This window comes from Nocardia sp. Marseille-Q1738 (assembly GCF_965283145.1).
This window is the reverse complement of sequence record NZ_CBDIMS010000003.1, coordinates 70,267-96,807: the sequence shown is the minus strand read 5'-3', so window position 1 is coordinate 96,807 and position 26,541 is coordinate 70,267. Positions and strand designations below refer to the sequence as shown.

28 protein-coding genes and 1 pseudogene are annotated in these 26,541 nt (G+C 69.3%); 10 read left to right on the top strand and 19 right to left on the bottom strand.

Annotated features, from left to right (window positions below; all coding sequences use genetic code 11):
- Nucleotides 1–92: 92 nt before the first annotated feature.
- Entirely contained in the window at nt 93–1,112 is a 1,020-nt protein-coding gene (locus ACWPXK_RS13925; protein ID WP_454196535.1) for an alpha/beta hydrolase, read from the bottom strand.
- A 382-nt stretch (nt 1,113–1,494) separates the two neighbouring features.
- Here ACWPXK_RS13925 and ACWPXK_RS13920 point away from each other — a divergent pair, with 382 nt between their 5' ends.
- The 5 genes from ACWPXK_RS13920 (at nt 1,495) to ACWPXK_RS13900 (ending at nt 8,679) form a co-directional block, all read left to right on the top strand.
- The gene (locus ACWPXK_RS13920; RefSeq protein ID WP_454197033.1) at nt 1,495–2,553 is read left to right on the top strand and encodes a hypothetical protein; all 1,059 of its coding nucleotides are present in this window, start codon (nt 1,495–1,497) and stop codon (nt 2,551–2,553) included.
- Between the two features lie 369 nt (nt 2,554–2,922).
- Complete coding sequence (locus tag ACWPXK_RS13915; RefSeq protein ID WP_454196534.1) at nt 2,923–3,705, top strand: SAM-dependent methyltransferase; 783 nt, start codon at nt 2,923–2,925, stop codon at nt 3,703–3,705.
- Between the two features lie 27 nt (nt 3,706–3,732).
- Nucleotides 3,733–4,173 (top strand): nuclear transport factor 2 family protein, encoded by a 441-nt coding sequence (locus ACWPXK_RS13910; RefSeq protein WP_454196533.1) that lies wholly within the window; start codon nt 3,733–3,735, stop codon nt 4,171–4,173.
- 231 nt (nt 4,174–4,404) lie between these two features.
- Entirely contained in the window at nt 4,405–7,980 is a 3,576-nt protein-coding gene (gene cobN, locus ACWPXK_RS13905) for a cobaltochelatase subunit CobN (protein ID WP_454196532.1), read from the top strand.
- 174 nt (nt 7,981–8,154) lie between these two features.
- Nucleotides 8,155–8,679, top strand: a complete 525-nt coding sequence (locus ACWPXK_RS13900; RefSeq protein ID WP_454196531.1) for a hypothetical protein — start codon at nt 8,155–8,157, stop codon at nt 8,677–8,679.
- A 92-nt stretch (nt 8,680–8,771) separates the two neighbouring features.
- Here the strand turns inward: ACWPXK_RS13900 and ACWPXK_RS13895 are convergent, their stop codons facing one another.
- The 5 genes from ACWPXK_RS13895 to ACWPXK_RS13875 all read right to left on the bottom strand — a co-directional run bounded on the left by ACWPXK_RS13895 (nt 8,772) and on the right by ACWPXK_RS13875 (nt 12,606).
- Entirely contained in the window at nt 8,772–9,731 is a 960-nt protein-coding gene (locus tag ACWPXK_RS13895) for a helix-turn-helix transcriptional regulator (protein ID WP_454196530.1), read from the bottom strand.
- Nucleotides 9,732–9,786: 55 nt separating this feature from the next.
- Entirely contained in the window at nt 9,787–11,139 is a 1,353-nt protein-coding gene (locus ACWPXK_RS13890; protein WP_454196529.1) for a cytochrome P450, read from the bottom strand.
- 117 nt (nt 11,140–11,256) lie between these two features.
- Complete coding sequence (locus ACWPXK_RS13885) at nt 11,257–11,625, bottom strand: STAS domain-containing protein (protein WP_454196528.1); 369 nt, start codon at nt 11,623–11,625, stop codon at nt 11,257–11,259.
- A complete protein-coding gene (locus tag ACWPXK_RS13880; protein WP_454196527.1) occupies nt 11,622–11,813 on the bottom strand; it encodes a hypothetical protein in 192 nt (63 codons plus the stop codon). Before ACWPXK_RS13880 ends, ACWPXK_RS13885 begins: the two co-directional genes overlap by 4 nt.
- Before the next feature lie 82 nt (nt 11,814–11,895).
- Nucleotides 11,896–12,606, bottom strand: coding sequence for a TetR/AcrR family transcriptional regulator (locus ACWPXK_RS13875; RefSeq protein ID WP_454196526.1), 711 nt, complete (start codon nt 12,604–12,606; stop codon nt 11,896–11,898).
- Nucleotides 12,607–12,694: 88 nt separating this feature from the next.
- Between ACWPXK_RS13875 and ACWPXK_RS13870 the strand changes: the two genes are divergently transcribed.
- Nucleotides 12,695–13,558: an NAD(P)H-binding protein gene (locus tag ACWPXK_RS13870; RefSeq protein WP_454196525.1), complete on the top strand. Its 864-nt coding sequence runs from the start codon at nt 12,695–12,697 to the stop codon at nt 13,556–13,558.
- A 51-nt stretch (nt 13,559–13,609) separates the two neighbouring features.
- Here the strand turns inward: ACWPXK_RS13870 and ACWPXK_RS13865 are convergent.
- From ACWPXK_RS13865 to ACWPXK_RS13840, 6 genes and pseudogenes are all read right to left on the bottom strand, one after another.
- Nucleotides 13,610–13,762, bottom strand: a pseudogene (locus tag ACWPXK_RS13865) (amidase family protein); the annotation flags it as partial.
- On the bottom strand, nt 13,750–14,007 hold the full coding sequence (locus ACWPXK_RS13860) for a DUF4235 domain-containing protein (RefSeq protein WP_454196524.1): 258 nt from the start codon (nt 14,005–14,007) through the stop codon (nt 13,750–13,752). The gene ACWPXK_RS13860 and the pseudogene ACWPXK_RS13865, both read right to left, overlap by 13 nt.
- Nucleotides 14,004–14,396, bottom strand: coding sequence for a DUF3618 domain-containing protein (locus ACWPXK_RS13855; protein WP_454196523.1), 393 nt, complete (start codon nt 14,394–14,396; stop codon nt 14,004–14,006). Before ACWPXK_RS13855 ends, ACWPXK_RS13860 begins: the two co-directional genes overlap by 4 nt.
- 2 nt (nt 14,397–14,398) lie before the next feature.
- Nucleotides 14,399–14,809, bottom strand: coding sequence for a phage holin family protein (locus tag ACWPXK_RS13850; protein ID WP_454196522.1), 411 nt, complete (start codon nt 14,807–14,809; stop codon nt 14,399–14,401).
- Nucleotides 14,810–14,836: 27 nt separating this feature from the next.
- On the bottom strand, nt 14,837–15,166 hold the full coding sequence (locus ACWPXK_RS13845) for a plasmid stabilization protein (RefSeq protein ID WP_454196521.1): 330 nt from the start codon (nt 15,164–15,166) through the stop codon (nt 14,837–14,839).
- Nucleotides 15,167–15,367: 201 nt separating this feature from the next.
- Entirely contained in the window at nt 15,368–15,931 is a 564-nt protein-coding gene (locus ACWPXK_RS13840) for a TerD family protein (RefSeq protein ID WP_454196520.1), read from the bottom strand.
- Between the two features lie 320 nt (nt 15,932–16,251).
- On the opposite strand from ACWPXK_RS13840, the gene ACWPXK_RS13835 reads away from it, so the two are divergent.
- Entirely contained in the window at nt 16,252–16,992 is a 741-nt protein-coding gene (locus ACWPXK_RS13835; RefSeq protein WP_454196519.1) for an anti-sigma factor, read from the top strand.
- A 47-nt stretch (nt 16,993–17,039) separates the two neighbouring features.
- Here ACWPXK_RS13835 and ACWPXK_RS13830 read toward each other — a convergent pair whose 3' ends face one another.
- Nucleotides 17,040–18,149, bottom strand: a complete 1,110-nt coding sequence (locus tag ACWPXK_RS13830; RefSeq protein WP_454196518.1) for a carboxylate-amine ligase — start codon at nt 18,147–18,149, stop codon at nt 17,040–17,042.
- Nucleotides 18,150–18,335: 186 nt separating this feature from the next.
- On the opposite strand from ACWPXK_RS13830, the gene ACWPXK_RS13825 reads away from it, so the two are divergent.
- Nucleotides 18,336–18,644, top strand: a complete 309-nt coding sequence (locus tag ACWPXK_RS13825; protein WP_454196517.1) for a hypothetical protein — start codon at nt 18,336–18,338, stop codon at nt 18,642–18,644.
- Between the two features lie 87 nt (nt 18,645–18,731).
- Nucleotides 18,732–19,682 carry an FAD-dependent oxidoreductase gene (locus tag ACWPXK_RS13820; RefSeq protein WP_454196516.1) on the top strand — a complete coding sequence of 317 codons (951 nt, stop codon included), beginning with the start codon at nt 18,732–18,734 and terminating at the stop codon, nt 19,680–19,682.
- 12 nt (nt 19,683–19,694) lie between these two features.
- Here the strand turns inward: ACWPXK_RS13820 and ACWPXK_RS13815 are convergent, their stop codons facing one another.
- Nucleotides 19,695–20,072 carry a hypothetical protein gene (locus tag ACWPXK_RS13815; RefSeq protein ID WP_454196515.1) on the bottom strand — a complete coding sequence of 126 codons (378 nt, stop codon included), beginning with the start codon at nt 20,070–20,072 and terminating at the stop codon, nt 19,695–19,697.
- A gap of 210 nt (nt 20,073–20,282) precedes the next feature.
- On the opposite strand from ACWPXK_RS13815, the gene ACWPXK_RS13810 reads away from it, so the two are divergent.
- Nucleotides 20,283–21,557 (top strand): PucR family transcriptional regulator, encoded by a 1,275-nt coding sequence (locus ACWPXK_RS13810; protein WP_454196514.1) that lies wholly within the window; start codon nt 20,283–20,285, stop codon nt 21,555–21,557.
- A gap of 82 nt (nt 21,558–21,639) precedes the next feature.
- On the opposite strand, the gene ACWPXK_RS13805 is transcribed toward ACWPXK_RS13810, so the two are convergent.
- The 5 genes from ACWPXK_RS13805 to ACWPXK_RS13785 all read right to left on the bottom strand — a co-directional run bounded on the left by ACWPXK_RS13805 (nt 21,640) and on the right by ACWPXK_RS13785 (nt 26,500).
- Nucleotides 21,640–22,344 (bottom strand): histone deacetylase, encoded by a 705-nt coding sequence (locus ACWPXK_RS13805; RefSeq protein ID WP_454196513.1) that lies wholly within the window; start codon nt 22,342–22,344, stop codon nt 21,640–21,642.
- A gap of 74 nt (nt 22,345–22,418) precedes the next feature.
- Nucleotides 22,419–22,676, bottom strand: a complete 258-nt coding sequence (locus tag ACWPXK_RS13800) for an HPr family phosphocarrier protein (protein ID WP_454196512.1) — start codon at nt 22,674–22,676, stop codon at nt 22,419–22,421.
- Between the two features lie 25 nt (nt 22,677–22,701).
- Nucleotides 22,702–24,774 (bottom strand): PTS fructose transporter subunit IIABC, encoded by a 2,073-nt coding sequence (locus ACWPXK_RS13795; RefSeq protein ID WP_454196511.1) that lies wholly within the window; start codon nt 24,772–24,774, stop codon nt 22,702–22,704.
- An 11-nt stretch (nt 24,775–24,785) separates the two neighbouring features.
- Complete coding sequence (locus tag ACWPXK_RS13790) at nt 24,786–25,736, bottom strand: 1-phosphofructokinase family hexose kinase (RefSeq protein WP_454196510.1); 951 nt, start codon at nt 25,734–25,736, stop codon at nt 24,786–24,788.
- Nucleotides 25,733–26,500, bottom strand: coding sequence for a DeoR/GlpR family DNA-binding transcription regulator (locus ACWPXK_RS13785; RefSeq protein WP_454197032.1), 768 nt, complete (start codon nt 26,498–26,500; stop codon nt 25,733–25,735). Before ACWPXK_RS13785 ends, ACWPXK_RS13790 begins: the two co-directional genes overlap by 4 nt.
- Between the last annotated feature and the right edge of the window lie 41 nt (nt 26,501–26,541).

Here is a 26,541-nt window from a genome sequence, read left to right as displayed (position 1 = left end):
CCAGCCTACGGAACCGCTGGTACGGCACCTATGGCGCGGCCGCGTGAGGAGCACCGAGGCACTCGCTGCGGCAGGACGGCCGGGCGGACCGGTCACTCGACGATGGAATCCATCCAGTCGATCACGGCGGACCGGTACTCGGCGGTGTTGCGTGCGAGATTGACCGAGTGGCCGCTACCGGGCAGCACGAAGGTGCGCAATCGTGCGGCCGGACCGAAGAACGGCGCTTCCGCGGCATGCAGCGTCTCGGCATTCGCGCAGACCGCGTAGCCGGGCCCGCAGGACAACCGGTCCAAGCTGCCATTGACGATCAGGACCGGGGCGCTGATGAAGTTGGTCATCGGCGGGAGGGTGGAGGTCAGCCCGTCGGGATATTCCGTCGGCGAGAAGACTTCCTTGGTCGCTTCGTCGACCGCGAGAACCTCGGGGTCGGCGGTCTCGGGGGCGAAGAAATCGCGTGCGCGGGTTCCGGGCTGCGTGGTGAGGTAGCCGGGATCGTATCCCCGCCCGGCGAACCGAGGATCCTGGGCGGCTTGATGGTAGGTCGCGATCACGCCGAGCACTTCGGAAACGTTGAGGGCGTGGGAGAACCCGGTGAGCAAGACACCGTCGACATCCTGGTAGGTGCTCGCCTCGAGGACGTCGATACCGGAACTCAGCGAATGGCCACCGGTGATGACCTTGCCGAACGGGGGCGCGCCCGCCAGTCCTCGGCGCAGGGACCGGACGATGTCGTGCAACGCGCGCGCGGACACCGACGCCGTCACCTGCGTGCTGGGCGGCCTGGTGCTCGCGCCGTTACCGAGCCGATCGACCACGAGTGTCGCGTAACCCGCGGCGTTCATCGCGCGCCGGAAGTTGTAAGTCTCCGGGGCGTAGGGGAAATCCCAGTAGGTGTGGTTGTAGTTGGAACCCGCGATCAGCACCATGACGGTGTCGGTCGGCTGCGCTGTGGGAACGCATAATGTACCCGCCATCACCCCGAGCGGCACCGGAATGGACACCGCTTCACAGCGATCCGGCGGCGTATCCTCCGCGCGGGCCACGCCTGGCGTGAGGCAGAGCAGTATTGCCGCAGCGGACGCGAGAATCGACCGTACCGAGGTTCGCACGCGACGCAGGCTATGCGCGAACTATCCCAGGCGCAATACCGACCTCCTTGTCGGGCATCCCGTCGCGTTTACCTGGTTGCTCAGCAGTAACCCCCGATCCACCAATGCTTTTCATCTTTTCGGCGTGATAAGACCCTCAGATGCCGTACCCGGCACATCGAGCCTCCGCCCGCGGCGGGCGGTCCGGCTGTAGTCCACCGCGGCCGTCGAGTATGCGGCCGGTCGTGTATCGAGGTATCCGGCGAACGCCACTACCGCACATAATGATCCGTGGCTATCGCGGAGTAGATCCGCATGAGTGTCACCCGGGCGCCACCGACACCGTGTCGGATGGATGCCCGGGACGACCCGGTGAACTGAGGAGCGCGGGAACGTGGGTTCGATGGTGCAAGGGGCGGGCACGCGGGCGGTGCACTTCGTTGGAAGTTTCCCGGCCGAGAGCACGGATGTGGCGATGCGGGCGATGCTCGATGGCGCGGGTCCGCGGCTGCGTACCCTGCCGACCGGGGAGACTCGGCGGTACGAGTTCTACATCCAGCCGATAATCGCGGATCTGGTGTCCCAAGGCGTCTTGGAAGTGAAGAAACCCGGTGCGTGGCAGTCGAGCAGGGACCGCACGATCCATCGCGTCGCGCGCGGTACCGAATTGAGCGGCGATGTCATGGATCTCGGCTACCTCCGGGAGGCCGAGGAGGCATGGCCGATCTTCCGAAAGCTGCGCGAGGAGCGGCAGTTGCCCGATCTCGCGTTGCAGATCGGCATGCCGACCGATTTCACGCTGACGTTCATCGCCATGGGAGCGTCCGGGATACGGCGCTACCGGCAAGCGTTCATCGACGCCACCGTGCGCGACATCACCGCTATTCGCGAGTTGGCCGGTGACGACGTCGTTGTGCAACTCGAGGCCACCGCGGAACTGGTGCTGCTGGCCAAGGCGCAGCCGTTCCACCGCCTGGTGGACCGAATACTCGGATTGAGCCGGGGTATCGCCGCTCTGGCCGCGGCCGCCCCTGCGGGGACTCGATTCGGGGTACACCTCTGCCTGGGCAGTCTGCGCAACAAAGCCCGCGGGAGGTTGCGTGACGCGCGGCCGTTCGTGGATCTGGCCAATTCCGTCGTCCGGCATTGGCCGCAGGGGCGCGTTTTGGAATACCTGCACGGACCGTTCGCGGCGGGAGACAGACCGCCCTCGTCGAGCACCGAATTCTATGCGCCGCTCGCCGATCTGTCTCTGTGCGAGGGCACCGATTTCTACGCCGGTATGGTGCATGACATTCCGAGCGAGGCGGAACAAGTGGAGACGTTGGCGGCTATCGAGCACGCACTCGGGCGCCCCGTCGACGGGGTCGCCAGCGCATGCGGACTCGGCCGCCGTCCCCGCCCGGTCGCTGACGTGCTCATGGCGCGAGCCGATGCGCTGGCGGGGGCACCGGACGACTGAGTCCGCACTGTTTGTCCAGATTGCGCCTCCCGGAAGGCAATTGAGCAACAGATCGGTTCGTCGGGTTCGGTGTGGCCGCCCCTTGCACCCGAAGCGTTCTGCTGCTACGCCGCTGATGGTCCAGCGCCGACTGTGCTGGTGCGGCGGGTGCGCCCGTCTCGAGTGCGTCATCTACCGGCGTGAGTCAACCCCGCGTTATCGATCGACGACAAAAAGAGTAGTGCAGCAGCATTTTTCGCGCCACGATGCCAGCGCTCGCACACTACGGCGGGTCGCCGCCGGTATCGGCTCTCATGACATAGCGCGTCACCTGTAGGTGACGGCTTGTTACGATTTGGTCGAGGATATCGGAGAGGTACGGTGTCGAGCATGGAGCGAGCACCGCGTGGTGTTGATCCGACCACGCCGAACTCCGCTCGGGTGTACGACTATCTGCTCGGCGGCAAGGACAACTACGAGGTGGACCGGGCGGTCGCCCGTCGAATGCTCTCGATAGCGCCCGACACCAGGACCTTGGCCTGGTTCAGCCGCCAATTCCTGGTGAACGCGGTCCAGTTGGCGGCCGAGGCGGGTGTCCGGCAGTTCATCGATCTCGGCGCTGGTATTCCGACCTCGCCCAATGTTCACGAGGTCGCGCGCAAGACCGATCCGTCGGCGCGGGTGGTGTACGTCGACTTCGACCCGGTCGTGCACGCGCACTGCAACGCTCTGCTGGCCGCTTCGGACGGTGTGGCGGCGATGCTGGGCGATGTTCGCCGTCCGGACGACATCCTCGACCGGTTGGCATCCGGCAAGCTGATCGACTTCGGCGAGCCGGTCGCGATCATGCTGGTCGGCGTTCTGCACTTCGTGATGGACGATGAACACCCCGCCGAGATCGTCGCCCGGTTCCGTGACGCGATGGCCCCGGGAAGCTACTTGGCGTTCACGCACGGCGCCGACAGCAGCGATCCGGATTTCATCAGTCAGTCCTCGGCGGACACCGCCAAGTCATCGGCCCAGGTGCGCTACCGATCCGCGGCGCGGGTCGCCTCGTTCTTCGAGGGCTTCGACATGCTCGATCCCGGCCTGGTTCCCTTGCAACGGTGGCTCGACGACGACCTGCCGGACACGCGACTGGTGCTGCTGGGCGGGGTGGTCCGCAAAGCGTGACGTGCGCGCGACGGCTAAGGTCGGCGTATGTCCGAAAACTCTTCTCTCGCCGACCGGCTCGCCATCGTCGACGTGATCACGAAGATGTTCGTCTACACCGATCAGGGACGGTGGGAAGCGTTGGCGGGGGAGGTGTTCACGCCGAAGGTCGATTTCGACGGCGGGTTCGGCGGGCCGGTCGGGGAGCGGGCCGCGGCCGACATCATCGAGGATTGGCGCACCGGGCTCGCCGACCTGGATAGCATCCACCACCAATCCGGCAACCACCTGATCGATCTGCACGGCGACACGGCGACCGTGCACGCCGACGCGATCGCCGTGCACGTGAAGAACGCCGCGGTCAACGGCAAGACGCGCACGTTCGTCGGCAGCTACTCGATCGGCGCCGAGCGCACCGCGGATGGATGGCGGCTCAACCGGTTCCACTACCACCTCAAGGTGATCGACGGAAACGCCGACCTGACCTAATGGTTCCTCCCGGACTTCCCGGCCGCCGAGCGGTGGTCGCCGCCGGGCGGCATGGCCTGCCCGGACACGCCGACGAGCCCGGCCGAGGCGGCAGGTAGCATCGCGGCATGCTCGGCGGGCGACGAGGAAACCGGTGGAAATCCGGTGCGGTCGCGCCACTGTAGAAAGCCAGACCCTCTCCGGCGAGCAGCGAACCCCCGATGGGCGCGTCACCCGAGGAAGGCTGCCACCGTGATTGTGCTGTTGTCCACGTCCGACACCGATCTGCTGAGTGCCCGCGCCAGCGGCGCGGATTACCGGTGGGGCAATCCGGCCCGCCTGCTGGTCGACGACCTACCCGGTCTGCTCGACGGCGCCGATCTGGTGATCGTGCGCATCCTCGGCGGCAAGCGGGCGTGGGAGGACGGGCTGGAGGCGCTGCGCGCGAGCGGCGTTCCGCTGGTCGCGCTCGGTGGCGAGCTCGCACCGGATGCCGAGCTGATGGAATGCTCCACCGTGCCGGGCGGCGTCGCGGCCGACGCGCACAACTACCTCGCCGCCGGCGGCCCGGAGAACCTGCGCCAGCTGCACAACTTCCTGTCCGACACCGTGCTGCTCACCGGGCACGGCTTCGAGCCGCCGATCCAGCTGCCCAGCTGGGGCGAGCTGGACCGGGTCGCGGCAGTGCCGGCCGACGGCCCCACCGTCGCGGTGATCTACTACCGGGCCCAGCATCTCGCGGGCAACACCGCCTACGTCGACGCGCTGTGCACCGCGATCGAACAGGCGGGCGCGCGTCCGCTACCGCTGTTCTGCGCGTCCCTGCGCACCGCCGAACCCGAGCTGCTCGCGACCCTGCGCCGGGCCGACGCGCTGGTGGTGACGGTGCTGGCCGCGGGCGGCACCAAACCGGCCATCGCCTCGGCGGGTGGCGAGGACGAGGCGTGGGACGTCGGCGCGCTCGCCGACCTGGACGTACCCATCCTGCAAGGCCTGTGCCTGACCACCGGCCGCGCCCAATGGGAGGCCAACGACGACGGCCTGTCGCCGCTGGACGTCGCGACCCAGGTCGCGGTGCCGGAGTTCGACGGCCGGATCATCACCGTCCCGTTCTCGTTCAAGGAATTCGACGCCGACGGGCTGTCCACCTACGTCCCCGACGCCGAGCGCGCGGCCCGCGTCGCGGGCATCGCGACCCGCCACGCCCGGCTGCGCCACATCCCCGCCGCGCGCAAACGCGTCGCGATCATGCTGTCGGCCTACCCGACCAAGCATGCCCGTATCGGCAACGCCGTCGGTCTGGACACCCCGGCCAGCGCGATCCGCCTGCTCGCCGAAATGCGTGCCGCCGGTTATGACCTCGGCGCGCCCGGCGAGGTCCCCGGCTTGGACGAGCGCGATGGCGACGCCCTCATCCACGCCCTGATCGCGGCGGGCGGCCAGGATCCGGACTGGCTGACCTCCGAGCGGCTGGCAGGTAACCCGATCCGCATCAGCGCCGCGACCTACGCCGCCTGGTTCGACACCCTGCCCGGCGACCTGCGCGACGCCGTCGTCGAGGCGTGGGGCCCGCCGCCCGGCGAACTCTACGTCGACCGCTCGTCCGATCCGGCCGGCGAGATAGTCATCGCCGCAATGCGTTTCGGCAATGTGGTGCTCATGGTGCAGCCGCCGCGCGGTTTCGGCGACAACCCCGTCGCGATCTACCATGATCCCGACCTGCCGCCCAGCCATCACTACCTGGCCGCGTACCGGTGGCTCAGCGCCCCCGACGGGTTCGGCGCCGACGCGATGGTGCACCTGGGCAAGCACGGAAACCTGGAGTGGCTGCCGGGCAAGACGCTCGGTATGTCGGCCTCCTGCGGCACCGATGCGGCGCTCGGCGACCTGCCGCTGATCTATCCATTCCTGGTGAACGACCCGGGTGAGGGCACCCAGGCCAAGCGGCGTGCGCACGCCACGCTGGTCGATCACTTGATCCCCCCGATGGCCCGCGCCGAAAGCTACGGCGACATCTCGCGGCTGGAGCAGCTGCTCGATGAGCACGCCAACATCTCCGCACTCGACCCGGCCAAGCTGCCCGCCATCCGCCAGCAGATCTGGACGCTGATGCGCGCCGCCAAGATGGACCACGACCTGGGCCTCTCCGAGCGCCCGGACGAGGACTCCTTCGACGACATGCTGCTGCACGTCGACGGCTGGCTGTGCGAGATCAAGGACGTCCAGATCCGCGACGGCCTGCATGTGCTCGGCCAGGCGCCCGCGGGGGAGAGCGAACTCGACCTGGTGCTGGCCATGCTTCGCGCCCGCCAGCTGTGGGGTGGTGAGCGCACCGTGCCCGGCCTGCGCGAAGCGCTCGGGCTCGACGAGTCGGGCAGCGAGACGCGCGAGCGCGTCGACGCCGTGGAGGGCAGCGCCCGCGCCCTCGTCGCGGCATTGCAGGCAGCGGACTGGTCGCCGGACGCGGTCGACGGAATCACCGATAATCCCGAGGTCCGCCGGGTGCTGCGGTTCGCGGCCACCGAGGTGGTGCCGCGCCTGCGGCAGACCGGCGTCGAGCTCGACCGGGTGCTGCACGCGCTGAACGGCGGGTTCATCCCGGCGGGCCCGAGCGGCTCGCCGTTGCGCGGCCTGATCAACGTCTTGCCGACCGGACGCAACTTCTACTCGGTCGACCCCAAGGCCGTACCGTCGCGGCTGGCCTGGGAGACCGGCCAGGCCATGGCGGAATCGCTGCTGGACCGGTACCGGGCCGACCATGGTGAATACCCGCGGTCGGTCGGCCTCTCGGTCTGGGGCACCTCCGCCATGCGCACCTCGGGCGACGACATTGCCGAAGTCTTTGCGCTGCTGGGTGTCCGGCCGGTCTGGGACGAGGCGAGCCGCCGGGTCAGCACGCTCGAGGTGATCTCGCTCGAGGAACTCGGCCGGCCCCGCATCGATGTCACCGTGCGCATCAGCGGCTTCTTCCGCGACGCCTTCCCCCACGTACTGGCCTTGCTGGACGACGCGGTCCGCCTCGTCGCCGGCTTGGACGAGCCGGGCGAAGCGAACTACGTGCGCGCGCACGCCGAAGCCGATCTGGCCGAGCACGGCGACCAGCGGCGCGCCACCACCCGCATCTTCGGCTCCAAGCCGGGCACCTACGGCGCGGGCCTGCTGCAGCTGATCGACTCGAAGAGCTGGCGCACCGACGACGACCTCGCGGAGGTATACACCACCTGGGGCGGCTACGCCTACGGCCGCGATCTGGACGGCGCGCCCGCCGCGGCGGACATGCGGGGCGCGTACCGTCGAATCGCGGTGGCCGCGAAGAACACCGATACTCGCGAGCACGATATCGCCGACTCCGACGACTATTTCCAGTTCCACGGCGGTATGGTCGCCACGGTCCGCGCGCTGACCGGCAAGAACCCGGAGGCCTACATCGGCGACAGCACCCGGCCCGACGCGGTGCGCACCCGGACGCTGTCCGAGGAGACCTCGCGGGTGTTCCGGGCCCGCGTGGTGAACCCGCGGTGGTTGGAGGCCATGCGCAGGCACGGGTACAAGGGTGCGTTCGAGATGGCGGCGACCGTCGACTATTTGTTCGGCTACGACGCCACGACCAACGTCGTGGCGGACTGGATGTACGAGAAGCTCACCGAGAGCTATGTATTCGACGACGTGAACCGTAAGTTCATGGAGCAGTCCAACCCGTGGGCGCTGCACGGCATTGCCGAGCGGCTGCTGGAGGCGGCCGAGCGGAAACTGTGGGAGCATCCCGAACAGGACACGCTCGAGCGCTTGCGCCAGGTCTACCTGGAGACCGAAGGAGAATTGGAGTAGCGGGCGTTTCCATCCCCTGATCGGCCGGATGCGCCGCGAAATACTCCCCCTTGCAAGACATTTCGGGCATCTGAAGCGTTCTGAAAATAGTCATGCGGAATGTCTATAATTGCTAGTATTTCACGGCTGTACCCAGGTAACGACAGATCGAATCTGCTGAGGATGGGATGGCTCATGAAGCTCAGAAAAGTGGTTGCGACCACGCTGCTGACCATTGCCGCCACCGGTGTCACGGCGGCGACCGCGTACGGCCAGGCCGAGGTCTCCGACCCCGCGATCAGCGGCGTCGACCGTGGTGTCGCCTACACCGCGACGGTCGCGCCGGATCGGTCGAGTGCGACGGTCACGCTCGCTTCCGGCACGTTCGCTCTGACGCCGGACGGTATTACGGTGCTGGCCCCGGACGGCGAGGTGGTCGCGTCGGTGCCGACGACCCTGCAGACCGCGATGGGCGGGCACGTCCAGGTGTCGCCGGAACTCGATGCGGCCGCCACGACCCTGACCTTGACACCGGTCGGAGCCGCCATCCCGGCGCCGGGCGCGCCGCGGTTCATCGGTGACCCGCAGACCACGCTGGGGGGATTGGCGATCGGCTGCGCCATCGGGGCGGCGGTCGGCCTCATCTTCTTCATCGTCGGGGTCTTCCCCGGTTGCGTGGTGGGCGGTCTGATCGGAGCGGCCGCGGGCGCGAGCCGGTAGGGGGCCGAGCGAGAGCGTCGGCGTCGGCCGCGCTCGGTGTCCAATTGCCGAGCGCGGCCGCTCGCGTGTCACGCGGATGCGTTGGTCCGGCGCTATCCCTGTCCGGCCGCGCGCCGGAATCGTGCCGCGGTGGCGGCGAGGTGTTCAGCGAGCGCCGGCGCGTCCAAGACTTCGAAGTCGACGTCGGCGAGGCCCAGGTACAACGTCAGTAGCTGGGGCGAGTCCGAACCCACGTGCACCACGCAGTGCTGCGGACCGTCCGGCTCGACCTCCACCGCCGCGGGCAGGCGCGCCCGGATCTCCTGCGCCGGCGCGGCCATGCGCACACGCGCGCGGTAGCGCCACGTAGCGGCGTCCACCCCGCGTTGCACCCGCTCGGCGATCTCCTTCTCGGGTACGGCACGCGGGCTGAACCGGGGACCGTTCGGAATCTTCGGGATGATCCGGTCGACGCGGAAGGTGCGCCAGTCGTCGCGCGCGACGTCCCAGGCGACCAGATACCAGCGGCCTCGCAAGTGCACCATCCGGTGTGGTTCCACATCCCGTCGCGACGAGGTCCCCGAATGGGTTTCGTAGTCGAAGCGCAATCGTTCGCTCGCCCGGATGGCGCCCGCGACCGCGGTGAGCACCGCCGCGTCCACGGTCGGCTCTCCGCGACCGGGCACGTGGACGGTGGCGGAGGTCAGCGTCTCGACCCGGTGCCGCAATCGTGCGGGCAACATCTGTTGCAGTTTCGCCAGCGCGCCCAGCGCTGTTTCCTCGATGCCGGTGACCGCGCCATTGGCGGCGGTGACCAGTCCGACCGCCACCGCGACGGCCTCCTCGTCATCGAGCAGCAGCGGCGGCAGCGCCGACCCGGCTCCCAGCCGGTATCCGCCTGCCACGCCAGGCATTGCATGCACCGGGTAGCCCAGAGTCCGCAATCGCTCGATGTCGGTGCGCACCGTTCTGGTGGAGACGCCGAGCCGCTCGGCCAGCGCGGGCCCGGTCCAGTCGCGGCGTGTTTGCAAGAGCGACAGCAGCCGCAACAGCCGTGCGGAGGTTTCCAGCATGCTTCGATCATGACAGCTATCGCGGAAGGAACTCTTCCGCGAAAAGGGCCGGAAGCTAGCCGGTCTGTGTCATGCACGGCTCGACGGTGAAGTCGAGGCCGAAGTTGTTCAAGGTCACCGGCAGCGGCGCGTCCGGGTTCGGCCGCGGTGTCGACCGCAGCCGGAAGTCCGCCGCGGTCAGCAGGTGCGCGAGCAGCGTGCTCGTGACGAACAGGACCAGGTTGCGGCCCGGGCAATCGGCCGGGCCCGCGCTGAACGGCACGAGTTGCGGGTACTGCTCGGCGCGGCCGTCGAGCCAGATATCCGGGACGAACGTATCGGCGAAGGGAAGCAGCTCGGAGTCCCGGTGAAAGGCGGGGACCGCGATCATCAGCGCGGCGCCCGCCGCGATGGTGAGACGTTCGTCGCCGTCACGCCACTGCGTGTCGGCGGTGATGTCGCGCAGCAACATGGGCGTGGTCGGCCACAACCGCACCGACTCGAGCACGCAGGCACGCAGATAGGCACGCAGCTCGACGCGTTCGGGATCGACGGCGTCGTCGAGCGCGCGGGCATGGTGCTCCGGGTGGGTGCTGAGCACCGCCAGCGCGCGGCTGAGCGCGATACCCGCGGCGTCGAAGGCGAACAGCCAGTGCGGAATCTGCCCGACCGGATCGACGGCGCCGCCGGCGGGGACCGCGGCCAGCGCGCCGGCGAGACTGTCGGGTGGGGCGGACTCCACATGCCGGTAGAGGCGATTGGTGAACTGGTCACGCTGCTTGCGATGGGCCGGGGCCAGGAACGACCAGTTGCCCGCCGAGCGCAGTCGGGCGAGTTCGTCGGTGAGGACGGTGTCGTCGCGTCCCCGTTCGCCGAGCACGATTCGCCGGACAAGCCGCCACCACTGGGTGGTGAAGTGCCGCGCGTCCATGTGTCCGCGATGCAGCGCCGACACGATCATTTCCTGCGCTTCCTCCGCGATCCCCGCCGCGAAGGGGCCGGCGAGACGATGCAGCGTCTCGCCGCTGTCGAGCGCGGCCTCGTTCACCGCTCGGCGCTGCGCGCGGATCGGACCGTCGGACAGCAGGACGCCGTGTGGCTGGAACTGCCGCAGTGCGGCGCGCTTCTCCCGATTGGCGGGGTGAAAGGGGGTCGGTGCGTCGGCGAGCACCCGGCCGACGTCGGCCGGGTCGAGAATCACCACGATTCGCCGTCCCGGCACCACCAGTTCGACCGGACCGGCACCGAATTCGCGGCGCAGCTGCCGCACGCGCTCGATCGCCCTGGCATCGGCGCCGGTGCGTTCCAGTAAGCCCAGCACCGGCCGCCGTCGGGCGATCACTCCGGACGCCACCGAGGCGAATCCGAGATCCGCCAATGCCGCTACCGCGGGCACCCCCACCAGTCGGTGTTCGCGGTTGTCTGCCATCCGGCCTCCTCCCGGCGTGCTCGAGTCGACACGGTGCCGACCTCCGGTCAGGTACCCGAGAATGCGTGGCTGAAACCGCAGGCATGTGTGTGCGGCACCGCCGTGGCACCGCGAAGCTCAGTTCGGTGGGTGCGTCTCGTCGACTGCCAGTGCCTCTTCGACGGTGTCGAACACTGTGAGCAGTTGGTCCAACGCGGTCAGCTCGATCGGCCTGCGCGCCGCGTCGCTGGGGACCACGCGCAACCCACCGGAACCGGCGGCTTCCGAGGCCGCCACCAGGACGCTCAAGCCCGCGGAGCCGAGGAATCCGACGTTCGACATATCCACCACGACGACGGGCGGCGTATCACGCAGTGCCTCGTCGAGTGCCGATTGCAGGCGCGGAGCGGACGCCATGTCGATTTCGCCGTGCACGGTGACGATCACCACGTCGTCCGCGGATCGCACCTGGACCTCCAGCGCCCGGTGCGCGCTTTCGGAACTCACATCCACCTCCCGTGCCGCGGCGTGTCCCCTGGGGAGTACGCCACGTCGACCTCCGCTGCGGTCGTGCCTTCGGCGTACGCACGGGCACGGCGCAGAGCGAGCATTCCGCCGGTCAACTTACCGCATCGGGTCGTCCGGTAGTCCCGTTGCGCAGCTACCGGATCGCCCGCCGAAACGGTGGCGTTCATCGCGGAAGGATGGGGAGATCCGAACGAGGCTGCCAACCATCGCCGGTCGGATAGCTGGGCCGAACGGCGCAAGGTACCGGTATCAGCTGCCAGGGTTGGCGATTCGGTCCAGCCATTCCTGCATGAGGCCGCGTTCGGGCGCGGTCAAAGCGTCGGTCTGCGGCAGCACCGCCCGGAGTGTGACGGCGGCGGCGACGGGTCCGGGAGTCGCGGAGGCAGGGGTGTCCGTAGTGATCGCGGCGATGATCGCCTCGCGGGCGGTGCGCGACAGTTCCGGATCACGGTGGTGTTCCGGGGTGGCGATCAAAGTGAGCGTCGTGCCGGAACCGGCCGCGTGGACCAGGGCCACGGCGCGATCCTCGGGCACGCGTAGCCTGCCTGCGGCGGCGATGCGCCGGATGCGCTCGGCGAGCACCTCGAACGCGGCACGGGCGGCCGGTGCGGCTCCTTCCGGGCGGGGCCTGCTGTACATCAACACGTACAGCGCCGGGTTGGCCAGGCCTAGTCCGACGTGCAGATCCCACCCGGCGCGGAGATCATCGACCGGGTCGTCGGCGGCTTCCAGGGTGGACTTGCTGGTCAGGTAGGCGGTGAAGCCGTGTGTGACGACGGCGTCGAGGAGGCCCTGTTTGTCGCCGAAGAGCCGATAGATGGTGGGCGGCTGGACGCCCGCCGCAGCGCTCACGGCTCGCGTCGATACCGCGTCCGGCCCGCCTTCGCTCAGCAGCCGGGCCGCCGCCTCGACGATGCGTTCCCGATGTCCCTCCGCGGATGCGCCCTCACTGCCCTCCATGATTCCAATGATAACGAAAAGCTGTTATCGACCAATGTTTCCGATGATATGGTTCCGGTGTTATCACTGGAAACAAAAGGAGATCTCCATGATCATCGTCACCGGAGCCAACGGGCAGCTGGGCCGGGCTGTCACTGAGTGTCTGCTCGAGCGCATCCCCGCAAGACAGATCGGCGTCAGCGTGCGCGACCCGGAAGGGGCGCGCGATCTGGAAGAGCGGGGTGTGCGGGTCCGCCGCGGCGATTTCGCCGACCCCGCCGGCCTTGTGCACGCCTTCGAGGGCGCGTCGAAGGTTCTAGTGGTGTCGACCAACAGCACGGGTGAAACGGCGGTGCGCCACCACCGTGCGGCCATAGAGGCGGCGGTAGCCGCGGGAGCCGAGCGCATCGTCTACACCAGCCACATGGGCGCGAACCGGTCTTCTCCGTTCCCGCCGATGCCGGACCATGCCGCCACCGAGGCGGCGCTGCGGAACTGCGGTGTTGCCTTCACCGCCCTGCGCAACGGCTTCTACGCCGCGTCGGCGGCCATGCTGCTGGGCGCGGCCGTGCAAACCGGGGAGCTGATCGCGCCGGAGGATGGTCCGGTCGCGTGGACCACGCATGCGGACCTCGCCGAGGCTGCGGCGCTTGCACTCACCGAGGACGAACTCGACGGCATAACTCCCGCGCTCACCGGCTCCGAGGCGATCGACATGACGGGCGTCGCGGTGATCGGCGCGCGGCTCACCGGGCGTCCCATCCGCCGGGTCGTCGTCACCGAGGCCGAGTATCGCGCGAGCCTGCTCGCCCGCGGCCTGCGCGAGTCGGCAGCCGACATGCTTCTCGGTTTGTTCGCCGCGAGCCGACTGGGTCATTTCGCGTCGGCCGACACCACCCTCGCGCGCCTGCTCGGCAGGCCGCCCGTGCCCTTGGCGGAGACCCTGCGGGCGTCGATCACGCCCGTTGGGTGACGTCGAGCCGCGGAGGCGTCGCTCGTTCTCGACGAGTGGTGACCCTCCACCATCGGAACCGACTGCGAGCGCGGCCATTCCGGTGCTGACGGCAGCGGCGCCGCCGCCGGTGGACCCACCCGGAGTGTGCTCGAGCCGCCACGGGTTGCGAGCTGGGACATACGCCCACCAGAAAACCCTGTGCAGCAGTGTTATTCGGGCCAAGTGCCCGTCAGCGAGCGGAAACCCGCCGCGCCCGCGCGATCGATCGCCGCCTTCACCAACCCGAAGACGGCGCCCTGCAGTGCCGCAGCGAATAGCACCTCGCGCCAGGTGTAATTCCGCGCGGTCGCGGCGGGGGCCTGCTCCTCGCCGGTGACCCGGGTCCACACCCGGGTGAACACCGCGTTCGCCACCAGGCCGCCGAGAACGCTGATCAGCAGGCCGAGCGGTTTGTAGAGCGTCTTCATCGCCGCCACCGCATGATCCGCCACACGAGCACCGCGGCTGCCGCCGCGGCGAGGGCGGCTGGGATCGGGTTCGCGCGCAATGTTCCGGCGGCGCGCTTACCGCGCGCGAGCACCGGTGCGGGCGTCGCCGCCGTGACACGGTGGGCGAGATCCGCGGCGCTCGCTTTGGCCTGCTCGGCTTTGTCCGAGACCGTGAGCGCCGCTTCGGACGCCGCGTGCTTCGTCGCCTCGACGGCGTCGTGCGCCTTGTCCTTGCTCCGCGCAGGCACGTCGAGCTTGTGGCCGAGTTCTTCGACCGCCCTGCCGAGTTCCTCCCGAGCGGTGTCGAGGTCGCGCCGCAGCGCCGCGGCGGCCTCGTCCGGCCCGCTGGGCGACTTGCTGTTGCTCATCCTCATCTCCTGTCCTTGATCACCTCGATGTCCTCGTGCACTCCCTCGATCGCCTCCCGCGGTATCGGCGGAGCGGCGTTCTCCACCTCCTTCTTCCCGAACAGGCCGAGGATCGCCGCGACCGTCAAGAGCGCGCCGGCGACGATCAGCGCGGCGGCCCAACCCGGCAGCAGCTCCGCAAGCCCGAGGACCGCCGCGGCGACCACCGCCGCACCGCCGTAGAACGCCAGCAGCGCGGCGACGCCGGTCAGTCCCGCCCCGCGGCCGAACCGCTTGCCCTTCTGTCGCATCTCCAGTCGGGCGAGCTGGAGTTCGTCGCGGATGAGCCGGGATATCTGTGCGGTGGCGTCATCGATGAGCTCCGTGACCGACCTCGTATTCGCGGGCGGACCGGTCCGTGCCGTCTCTGTCATGAGACCTCCTCTGCCGCACGGGCGGCCTCAACCGCGCCCGAGTGCCTTCTCCAGCTGACCCTTGGTCATCGTGGAGCGGCCCTTGATATTGCGTTTCTTCGCTTCGTTGTACAGCTGGTCCCTGGTCGGGCCCTTCGGCCCGCTGCTCCCAGAGCGCTGGCCGCCACGCTGCTGCGGGGACTTGTCGCGGGTCGAGGTCCGGCTCGCGGTCTTGGTCTTCCCCTCCTGCGCCCGGTTCTTGTTCACCGTGCGCGCGGCGATCTCCTTCGCGCGCTTGGTACTCGCCCCCCGGCTCTTCGACGAGTCCTTGACGTGCTCGTACTGTCGCTCTTCCTTCTCCGTCCATTCTTTGGGCATGTCACACCTCCTGCATGGCTACTACCCGCGTGCAGGCATTCCAATCGGACGGCATCCGCGCCTGCGATTTCGGCGCTGCGGCGGTGGCGGCCTGGAGGCTCCCCGCGACACGAAATGCGGTGCCGGACGATCCGGGGGTTACCCGATGGAGGACTGCTGGGCGGCGAAAGCGTTGGGCCGCAAGCGAAGCCGATGCTCGCGCTAGACGAGGCCGGCGAGCAGCGGCACCGCCTCGACCGGATGCCTCGCCCGCACACCCTTGCCGACGGTGTCGAAGTGCCAGACACCGTCGGTGCGCCGAACTGTGCCCAGCACCAAGCCGGTGTGGTCGCCGCCGTCGGTCAGGTCGTAGCGGGCGATCTGCGTGCCGGCGGCGCTGTCCATGACCCGGCAGTAGGCGTTGGCGATCTGCTCGAAGGTCTGCCCGGTGTAACAGGTGACGAGGAAGAGCACCGTCGTGACCTCGGCGGGAATCCGGGTGAGGTCGACGGTGATGATCTCGTCGTCGCCCTCGCCCTCACCGGTGATGCTGTCGCCGTGCAGCCGCACCGAGCCGTCCGTCGAGCTGAGTCGCTCGTGATAGACGACGTCGATGAGCCGGTCGCCGGCGAACAGCAGCGCGGCGGCGTTGAGATCGATGTCCTTCCGGCGGCCGAACCAGCGCGAGGGCGTGGCCGGGTCCCAGCCGAGCGTCACGGTGACGTGGTCGAGCGGGGTGTCGCGCTCGTCGCGCAGCCTCGTGGACATCCGTGTTCCCCTCTGCATTGGCGACCGGGTCTTGCGGCGATCTCCGTGGTCCGACGCACGGGCCGCTGAAGCCCCCGCGACGCTCACCAGCGCACCCGACAGTGACGCATGACCGGCGCAGCCTACCCGAGTCGCGGCGAATATCGCGAGGAATCCAATCCATGAGGCGGTGCGCCGCGAAGTCAAGGCATGCGGGTTGGCATACAGCACGAGAGCCGACGCCATGGCGGGAGAGCCCGCGCCCGCGGTTCGTCGCCACCGATGTACCGGGTTCGCGAGGTAGCCGCGAAGGCGCGACCGGCGGCCGCGGATGCTCTTCTCCGTGAAGGTGGCGGACCATGACCGAGACCGAGCAGTCCCGCACCGACCTGCTCGACCTGGCGTATCCCTACGCGATGGACGCGGTGGCCGAGATCGAGCGCAGGCACATCGAAAACCGGGTGGCGAAGGCCGATTCCGGGACGGCTGCGGCATTCGCCGCCACGGTGCACCGGACGCAGGAGACATTGGCGGCGCTGAGCGCGGTCGACGCGGTGAATCCGCCGCCGACGCTGGAGTCGAAGATCCTCCGAGCGATCGACGACTCGTGCCAGGGCGCGCGATCCCGGCGGCACGGTGCCCGGTCGGTGTCCGGTCGCCTGCCGCGGGCGGCTCGCCTGGCCGTCGCGGTCGCCGTGATCATCGGCGCCGGTGCGGGCGCCGTGGTGGTCGCCGACCGGATCGCCGGGCATCATGCCGCGCCGGTCACCGCCGAACAGATTCTGCAGCAACCGGATTCGCGGTCCCGCGTGGTCGAGTCGACGGTCGGGGGCACCCTCAGGGTGAGCACGTCGGACCGGCTGCATGCCGTCGCGGTGACGTTCGACGCGGTGCCCGCGCCGCCATCCGGACGGGCCTATCAGCTGTGGGTGGTCTCCTCCACGGGTGCAGTGCGCTCGGCGGGTGTGCTGACCACGGTGCCGCAGGCCGGCGTGTCGACCCGGTTCGATCCGGCGGACGTCTTCGTTGTCACGATCGAACCGGCGAACGGTTCGCCGCGTCCGACGTCACCGCACTTGGCGACGGTCGCGCTCGGCTGACCTGCACACCGGTCCCACCGGGTCGAATTCCGCACAGCACGGGGAGCTCATGGCTGGTCGCACCCTTCGAGGGTCGCGCGAGCCACCTCCTCGACGACGTCGTCGACCTCACCATGCGCCCGCAACGCTGCCAATTGCCGGAACGCACCGTTGCCGCGGGCGAGCAGGCGGGCGAACGCCTCGTCGACGAACTCTCGGTCGCCCGCCTCCTCGAGGGCGGGGGCGGCGTAGTCGATCAAGCGGCGCAGCAGCGTGCGGATGGGCGCCACCTGGCCGTCGTGCGGGTCGACACCATCTCCGACCAGCCCCGAACGCGCCGCCTTCCAGTACGCCGCTCGCAGCACCTCGGCGGGCACCGCGGGCGCGACATGCCCCTCGGCCAAGGACTTTCGCGCCATGACGACGATCGCGCGCACCAGCGCGGCCAACAGTGCGGTCTCCTCGACCGTGGCGGGTATATCGCTCACCCGAATCTCGACGGTGGGGAACGAGACCGACGGGCGGACATCCCAGTAGACCATCTGCTTGTCCAGGATGCTGCCGCTGTTGAGCATCATCGCGACCATCGCCTCGTAGTCGCGCGCGGACTCGAAGTACGGCGGCGGTCCGGCGCTGGGCCAGCGTCGCCACAAGATGCTGCGCCAACTGGCGAATCCGGTCTCGGTGCCGCGGTAGATCGCCGAGTTCGCCGTCATCGCCAGCAGTTGCGGCAGCCACGGCCGTAGATAGTTGCTCACCTGGATCGCGGTCTCGCAATCGGGGATGCCGATGTGCACGTGGCACCCCGACAGTCCCTGCTCGTGTGCGAGCAGACCGTAGTTCTCCTCGATCCGCTTATAGCGCGGTGTCGGGGTGACCGGGTATTCGTGCGGCACGGTCGGCGGAATGCCCACCGCCAGCAAGCGCGCGTCGTTCTGCTCGGCGCACGAGGAGACACCGCGCCGCAGCTCACGCAGTTGCCGGTGCAGCGCGGCGATATCGGTGTGGACCGCGGTGTTGGCCTCCACCTGGCAACGAGTCAGCTCGAGTTGCAGGTCGATGCCGATGTCCTCGGCCGTACGCGCCACCTCGACGTTGCGTGCCATGGGCGCGCCGGTACGCGGGTCGACCAGCAAAAACTCTTCTTCCACACCGACGGTCGCGCGGCCATCGTCCATGTCAGTGACATACCCCGGGGCAGCATGCCTAGTCGGTGGATCGCGCGCGAAGTTGCCGTGCGGTCGCCCGTGGCGCCCGGTCTCGACCCTCGGTTTGAACGGCGTCGAGGCGGAAACTGCCGACGAGGGGGGCCTGCACCAATAACAGGGAGACATCGTATGTTTCGGATCGCTCTACGTATTGTCGTGACAACCGGCTCCGCCGTGGTGGTCGCCGGGACCGGTGCGGGGCTCGCCGCCGCGGGACCGACGCTGTCGGCGGACACCCGAGAAGAAGGCACCATCGCGGTGAGCAGCCAACCTGCGTCGGAGAGCTGGACCTGTGCGCTGGTCGGCTCGGGCGAACAGGCCGGTTTGCGGGCGGATGTCGCGCGCAACGGCGAGAGCCGCGGTGGGTTCGCGGCGGGCAGTACCGTCACCGCGGCCTGCGTCGGGCCACAGTTGCCGATGGTGGCCGTGACCACCGGGGTCACCTCACTCGACGACGAGGACTGACCTCCTCGGCCGCGTATCGAGCCCACCTCCCACGGCCGGTGCTGCGGAAACGTCACGCGAGCGGCGGGGCTCGATAGTCTCGCCCGCATGCGGATCGTCGTCCTCGGCTCGGGCATCTCGGGACTTTCCACCGCGGCGGAGTTGCTCCGGGACCGGCACGAGGTCACCGTCGTCAGCGCCACGCCGATCACGGCGACCACCTCTTTTCTCGCCGCCGCCGTGTGGTTTCCCACCGCGGCGGGCCCGGCCGACCGGGTCCGGGCGTGGAGCGACACCACCTTCGAGCATCTGGCCGCGCTGGCCGCCGCGGGCGCGCCGGGCGTGCGGATGTGCGAGTCGATGGCGCTCTATCGGGACGAGCCCGCGGTTCCGGTCTGGTCACGGTCGGTGCGCTCGTTCCGGGCCGCCGATCCGGCCGAACTGCCACCCGGCTACGGCTTCGGCTTCCGTTTCGCGGTTCCGCTGGTGGAGATGCCGACCTACCTGCCGTTTCTGAGCGCTCAGGTGGACGCGGCAGGCGCGCGGCGTGTGCTGCGCACTGTCCACCGGCTCGACGACCTCGCCGACCTTTCGCCCGACGTCGTGGTCAACTGCGCGGGTCTGCGCGCCGCCGAACTCGTCGGCGACCGCGCCGTGTACCCGATCCGCGGCCAGATCGTGCGGGTGACGAATCCGGGGCTTTCGGTGTCGATCCGGGACGAGGCCCATCCTCTAGGCCGCGCCTACGTCCACCCCCGGGCCTCCGACTGCGTTCTGGGCGGTTCGCTGGAGCCGGGCGAGTGGGAGACCGCGCCGGATCCCGAGCTCACCCGGTCGATCCTGCGGCGCTGCCGCGATCTTGCTCCCGCGCTCGCCGAGAGCGACGTGGTGGAGACCTTGGTCGGACTGCGTCCTGGCCGCGGCGAAGTTCGCCTCGAACTCGACACCGCCGTGCTGCCGGGCATTCCCGTCGTCCACAATTACGGCCACGGCGGTTCCGGCATCACCATCGGATACGGCTGCGCGCTGGAAAGCGCCGCCCTGGTGGCCGGACTCTGAGCGTCGTCCGGTTCAGTTGGCGTAGCTGCGCGCTACGACCGAGTTCAGTGCCTCCAGGAATTCGCTGATCACGCCGGGCTCTACCCGGTCACGTCGCCCGCGGCGTTCTGGCGACTCGGTCGCCGGGAGGCCGAGGCCCGCGTCGACGCCGTCGCGCAGGACGGCGTGCACCGCTTCGATCGGGATACCGGCCTGGGCGCATCGGCTGGTGGCGTGCTCGAATCTGCCGAGGGCGAGGCTGCCCGCGGCCTCGGCCGCGTCGACCAGGACGAGGGCCAGTTCCAGACCCATCTTGATCAGCGCATCGGGACCGGCATGGCGGGGTTGACCACGATCGACGTGCGCAGGCACCTCGGCGTGCCGATCTTCTTCGTGCGGGCCGATAATCATGGCCCTCCCTCCGCGCGACGACCCTGCCGGCACCGACGTTACGGCGGGGACCGAGAGATTTCGACCGCGCGAATGCGTGTTGTGAGCCTTCACAGGCTCGGGCTACCGGTTTTCGGGCGGTATCCCCAACCCGGGGCGCGACACTCGGAAGGCCGAACCGGTCAAGTTACCGTGGAGTACTTTCCGCGATCGGGGAGGGAAGGAGTCACGATGTCCATCACCGATTCGGCAGGTCCGGATTTGACCCTGTCGGGCCGCCCGGCCAGTTCTTCGCTGCGGGATGTGCGGAATCTGTCGCGCAAAATGGTCGGCCACTTCATCGAAACCGTCGCGCACTGCCGCACGCTACCCGGCGAGGCGCTCAACGGCGATATCACCAACATCACCCGCCTGTGCCTGGAACTGGCCGTCAGCATGCTCGACGGCACCGACATCCCCGAGAAGACGATGCTGCTGCGCACCGCGGCGGCGGGCTGGGCGCGCGAGGGCATCCCGATCGACACCATCCATCACGCCGTGCACGAGGGATTCAAGCTCGGCTTCGACCTGATAGTCGCGAACGCGACCGCCGCGGATTTCGACAGCGTCAAGGACATCAGCCGCCGCCTGCTGGAAATTTTGGACACCATCACCTCGACCGTGTCGCGCGCTTACGTCACCGAGTTGCGTGCCGTGGTCGGCGAACATCACACCGCGGCGCACACGCTGGCCTCCGCCCTGCTCGGCGGGCACCCCACCTTCACCATGGCGCGCGAATGCGGTATTCCGATCGCAGATTCGTATGCCGTTCTGGCGGTCGCTATTCCGGCACACCCCGACGAGAGAAATCCGCGACTCGACGGCGCGGTGGTGGCGCGGCGAAAGCTGCGCCGTGTGCAATCCGAGCTCGCGACCCGTTGCGGTGACACGGTGTTGTCGCTGCTGAGCGTCGACGGTGGCACGATACTGCTACCGTCCGCGTCACCGGAGGACAAAGCCCTCGACGAGCTGGTGGAGTGCCTCGGCGGCGCCGCGCAGGTCCCGGTTGTCGCTACGGTGATCGCCGCGACGCCGGTCGAGGTGCCCACGGCCGCCGATCGCGCGCACGAACTGCTCGACATGGTGCAGCGGCTGCGCTGGACGCGCGGGCTGTACCGCTTCGACGACCTGGCGCTGGAGTACCAGCTCACCCGCCCCGGCCCCGGACTGGAAACGTTGCGGACCCTTCTCGATCCGCTCGACGAGCACCCCGAACTCCTCGAAACGCTGAAGCGTCATATCGGCACCAACCTGAACCGCCAGCGCACCGCACGGGCGTTGCACATCCACACCAACACCGTCGACTACCGGCTCAAACGCATCGGTCAGCTGACCGGGTTCGACCCCGCCCAAGCCTCCGGGGTGTGGTATCTGCGCGCAGCACTTGTCGCGCGCAGCTATCGGGATTCCCAGGCCGGGGCCCCGGCCGTTGGTGCCCGCCCTGGAGGGACGGGCGTCTCGTCGTAGCCGTAACCACGCACAACGAAGCTCAGCGACTGACGTTGCCTGCCATATCGGCGACACCGAGATGCAGAGCCGCCCCGTCTTCCTACCTAGCGCCTGCCCGAAGCAGCGAATAGACGGAATCCGGGGTCCATCGGCGATCGGCGCCCGGGCGGGTGGCGAGATAGCCGGCGGTCGTCCGAACGGACCAGCCGTGCGCGGCGCGCAGACCCGCCGCCAGATACCGCAAGTAGGCCGCGGCGGGCGGGTTGCCCGGAACATCCCGGTAGCGCCAGGGCGCGGTGAAGCTCAGGACCGGGTGGCCGTCGTAGGTTCCCGCGCAGACCAGGGTTTCGTACCGGCCGGGGCCCAGAGTGATCGTGCCGCGGTCGATCACCCCGGTGAGGTCGAGTTCCGCGCCGGGAGCGCGGTACATCTCCTGGGCCACGATGTCGGAGAACTGAGCGGTGGTGAGGAGGTGGGCGTGTACGGCGATCTCGCCGGGGCAACCCGGGTCGTAGAAGGCGCGGCCACCGGTCCAGGTCAGCGATTCGGTCGCGAAATACAACAGGCCGGGGAGCAGGAGAGGCGCCGATCGGATCGGGTCGGAGCAGTCGCGGCATCCGGGCAAGGTGAGCGCGCCGCCGTCGGGATGCCCGCCGCGCAGGTAGGTGCGCAGCCTGGTCAAGCTCATGTTCGAGCCGTAAGCGGCGTACCAGACCAAATCCGTGCGCCGGTCGCGCCGATCCGTGTCCGGATTCGCTCGGTGGGCCGCCGAATCGTCGGCGGCGCCCGTATGCCACGCCGTCATGGCACCCATTCTCGGCTCTTCGCCATGCCGTGCCCACCTCGGACGCGGCGGATGGTCGTCGTAGCGTGGACCGCTCAGGCGTCGAGATCGGCGGCGACCAGGGCGACGACCTTGTCGAGGACGGCTTGGTCGTCGCTGTCGACCACGACCGCGGTGCCCTGGGTGGCGCCGAGCGTCATGATCATCAGCGCCGAGCCCGCGTCGACCGGATCGCCGCCGACCACCGACAAGGTGACCGGAACGCCCGCCGCCTGAACGGCTTCGGCGATGATGTTGGCGGGGCGGGCGTGCAGGCCGATGGACGAGCCGACTTCGACGGTTGTCTGTGGCATGGTGGAACTCCTCTGTGGGAACGCGTTATCCGGCGGTGACGATTGCGGGGGCGGGCGCGGCGGCGCGTGGACGGACAAGTTCTTTGGCGACCGTGACGCAGAGCGTGCCGACAAGCGTGCCGGCGGCCAGCGCCGCCAGGAACCAGAGAATATGGCCGACCGCGAAGAAGACGAAGATGCCGCCGTGCGGTGCGCTGAGCGTGGTTCCGGTCGTCATGATCAGCGCCCCGGTGACGGCGCCGCCGGCCATCATGGATGGGATGACCCGCAGCGGATCGGCCGCGGCGAAGGGAATGGCGCCCTCGGAGATGAACGACGCCCCGAGCAGCCAGGCCGCCTTGCCGTTTTCGCGTTCGGCGGTAGTGAACAGGCGGGGCCTGATGGTGGTGGCCACCGCCATGGCCAGGGGCGGCACCATCCCCGCGGCCATGACCGCGGCCATGATGCGCAGTGAGGCGCTGTCGGTGACGCTGAGCCCGGCGACGGCGAACGAGTAGGCGGCCTTGTTCACCGGTCCACCGAGGTCGAAGCACATCATCAGGCCGAGGATGACCCCGAGCGCGATCGCGGACGTGCCGGACAGCCCGTTGAGCCAGTTGGTGAGCCCGCTGGTGAGGGCGGCAAGTGGCTTGCCGAGCACGATGAACATGGCCGCGCCGACGACCAGCGATGCGAACAGCGGGATCACCACGACCGGAATCAGGCCCCGAGCCCACCGGGGGACGGTGAGTCTCCCGATCCACAGTGCCGCGAACCCGGCGATCACACCTCCTGCGAGGCCGCCGAGGAATCCGGCGCCGACGAAGACCGCGACGGCTCCCGCGGTGAAACCCGGTGCCAGGCCGGGGCGGTCGGCGATGGCGAAGGCGATGTAGCCGGCCAGCGCGGGCACCAGGAAGCCGAACGCGAGCGAGCCGAGCTGGAACATCACCGCACCGAGGTAGGTGGCCAGTCCGCCGTCGGGCAGCGCGCTGAGCGAGTTGTCCAGCACGATGGACTTGGCGTTGTCGGCGATCTCGTAGCCGCCCAGCAGGAAGCCGAGCGCGATGAGCAGGCCACCCGCCGCGACGAACGGGATCATGTAGCTGACGCCGGTCAGCAGAATCTGGCGCAATCGAGTACCCCAGCCGAGGGCTTCCGATGCCGGTGCCGTGGAGGGTTTTCCGTCGGGTGCGCGGCCGGCGACTGTGGTGGCGCCGGGATCGTTCGCGGCGCGCAGCGCGTCGGCGATCATCGCATCCGGTTCGTTGATCGCGCGCTTGACCCCGGACGTCACGACCGGCTTGCCCGCGAACCGGTCGCGCTCGCGCACGCCGACGTCGGTGGCGAAGATGACCGCGGACGCGGCCGCGATGGTCTCGCCGCCGAGCGGAGTGCTGCCGCTGGAGCCCTGCGTTTCCACGTGCACCGTGACACCCGCGCGTTTGCCCGCGGCGATGAGGGAATCGGCGGCCATGTAGGTGTGGGCGATTCCGGTCGGGCAGGCGGTGACCGCGACGATCGTGCGCTCGGCGACCGGTGCCTCCTCCCTGGGCAGCGTGCTCGTCGCGGACGGTGCGGTTGCGCTTGGTGCTGGGACCGAATTGCTCGCAGTTGCGGTGGTCGCGTCGGCCGTGCTGGCAGGAGCCTCCTTCGTCGGACTCGGCGCGACGAGCACGCCCTCGACCAGGGCCACCACGTCCGTGGGCGTCGCCGCGCCGCGCAGATCGCCGACGAACTCGGGTTTCACCAGCGCACGTGCCAGGCTCGACAGCAGCTTCATGTGCTCGGCGCCCGCGCCTTCCGGCGCCGCGATCAGGAAGACGAGGTCTGCGGGGCCGTCCGGGGCGCCGAAATCGACTGGCGGGGCGAGCCGCGCGAACGCGAGTGAGGCTTCGGTGACGGTCGCGGCGCGGCAGTGCGGAATCGCGATGCCGCCCGGAAGCCCGGTCGCGGACTGGGCTTCCCGGGCCAGCGCGGCGTCGCGCAGTGCTGTCGCGTCCTGAGCGCGGCCGGTTCCGGCCAGGCGTTCGGCGAGAGCGGCGATCACGGACTCCTTGGCGGCGCCCAGATCGGTGTCGAGGGTGATCAGGTCCCCGGTGATGATCGAGTCGGCCATCTCGGCCTCCTTCAGCGGTTGTGCAGAGCGTCGAGCGCCGTGACGGAGACGGCGTCGAGATCGATGTCGTGCGGCCCGGGCACGCCGGTACCCGGGAGTGCGGCGGCGGCGCTGCCGTAGGCGACGGCGCGGCGTAACCGTTCGGCGGGCCCGGCGCCGTCCAGGTCGGCGAGCAGATAACCGGCCAAGGCCGAATCCCCGGCGCCGACGGTGCTGCGCGGTGCTACCGGCGGCGCGGCCGCGTACCAGGCGCCGTCCGGGTTGACCAGGACCGCGCCCGCCTTGCCGAGCGTCGCCAGCACCGCGCCGACCCCATACCCGACCAGGGTCGCGGCGGCGTGTGCCGCGGCCAGCGGATCTTCCAGGTCGGCGGGGTTGTCGCCGGTGAGCTGTCCCAGTTCCTCGGTGTTCGGTTTCAGCAGTCTCGGTGCGGCCGAGTCGAATTCGGCGGCGAGCGCCTGAAGCGGGGCATCGGAGGCGTCGACCGCGACGGGGATTCCACGCAGCCTGCGCAGCAAAGTGACATACCAGTCGGCGGGCACCCCGGGGGGCAGTGAGCCCGACAGCACCATCCAGGACGCGACGCGGGCGAGACCGTCGAGCACCGCGGCGAGGGAATCCGCACACGCGGTGGGCAATGCGGGGCCGGGCTCGTTGATCTTCGTCGTGGTTCCGTCGACTTCCGCGACCGTGAGATTGGTCCGCGCGATCCCGGGTGTCGAGATGGCCCGGTAGCTGATGCCCGCGTCGCCGAGTTCCCGTAGCAGCGGGTCTCCGGCGTTGCCGGGCAGCACGGCGATAGTGGCGTGACCTGCCGCGGCGACTACCCGCGAGACGTTGACGCCCTTGCCGCCCGGATGCGAACTGACGGTGGCGGCGCGGTGCACGGCCCCGCGGTGCAGCGGTTCGGTCAGGGTGACGGTGCGATCGATGCTGGGATTGACGGTCAGCGTGACGATCATGCGGTGACCACCTCGAGTCCGGACGCGGTGAGCTCGGCCCGCACCGATGCCAGCAGGTCGGTGTCGGTGACCAGGGCGTCGACGTCTTCGATGGCGGCGAACCGCACGAGATCCTCCCGCCCGATCTTGGTGGAGTCGGCCACCACGACGACGCGGTGCGCGCTGGCGACCATGGCCCGCTTCACCGCGGCCTCATCGAAATCCGGTGTGGACAGCCCGCGCGCGGGGGTGAGCGCATTGGTACCGAGGAAGGCGACATCGACGCGCAGTTCGGCGAGCATGTTCTGGGTCTCCGACCCGACAGCGGCCTGGGTGACGCCGCGGACGCGCCCGCCGAGCAGATGCAACCGCACCGCGGCATGCCCGCTGAGCCGGGCCGCGATCGGCACCGAATTGGTAACCACGACCAGCTCGCGATCCGTTGGCAGGAGGGCGGCGACCCGCGCCGTGGTGGTGCCCGCGTCGAACAGCACACTGCCGCCGGTCGGGGGCAGGAAGTCCAGGGCCGCCTTCGCGATGCGGTCCTTCTCCGCTGCGCGACTGTGCTCGCGTTCGCCGGTGCCCAGCTCGATCGCGGTGAGCGCCGCGGCGGGTACCGCGCCGCCGTGCACGCGCCGGACCAGCCCCATCCGGTCGAGCACCGCCAGGTCGCGGCGGACCGTTTCGGTCGTGACACCGTACTGATCGGACAGCTCGGTGACCGAAACGCGCCCCCGTTGCCCGACCAGCGTTGCGATGGCCTGCTGGCGTTCCTCGGCGTACATCGGACCCTCCCGGCTCATGTTGGTTTATGTTGTTTTATATC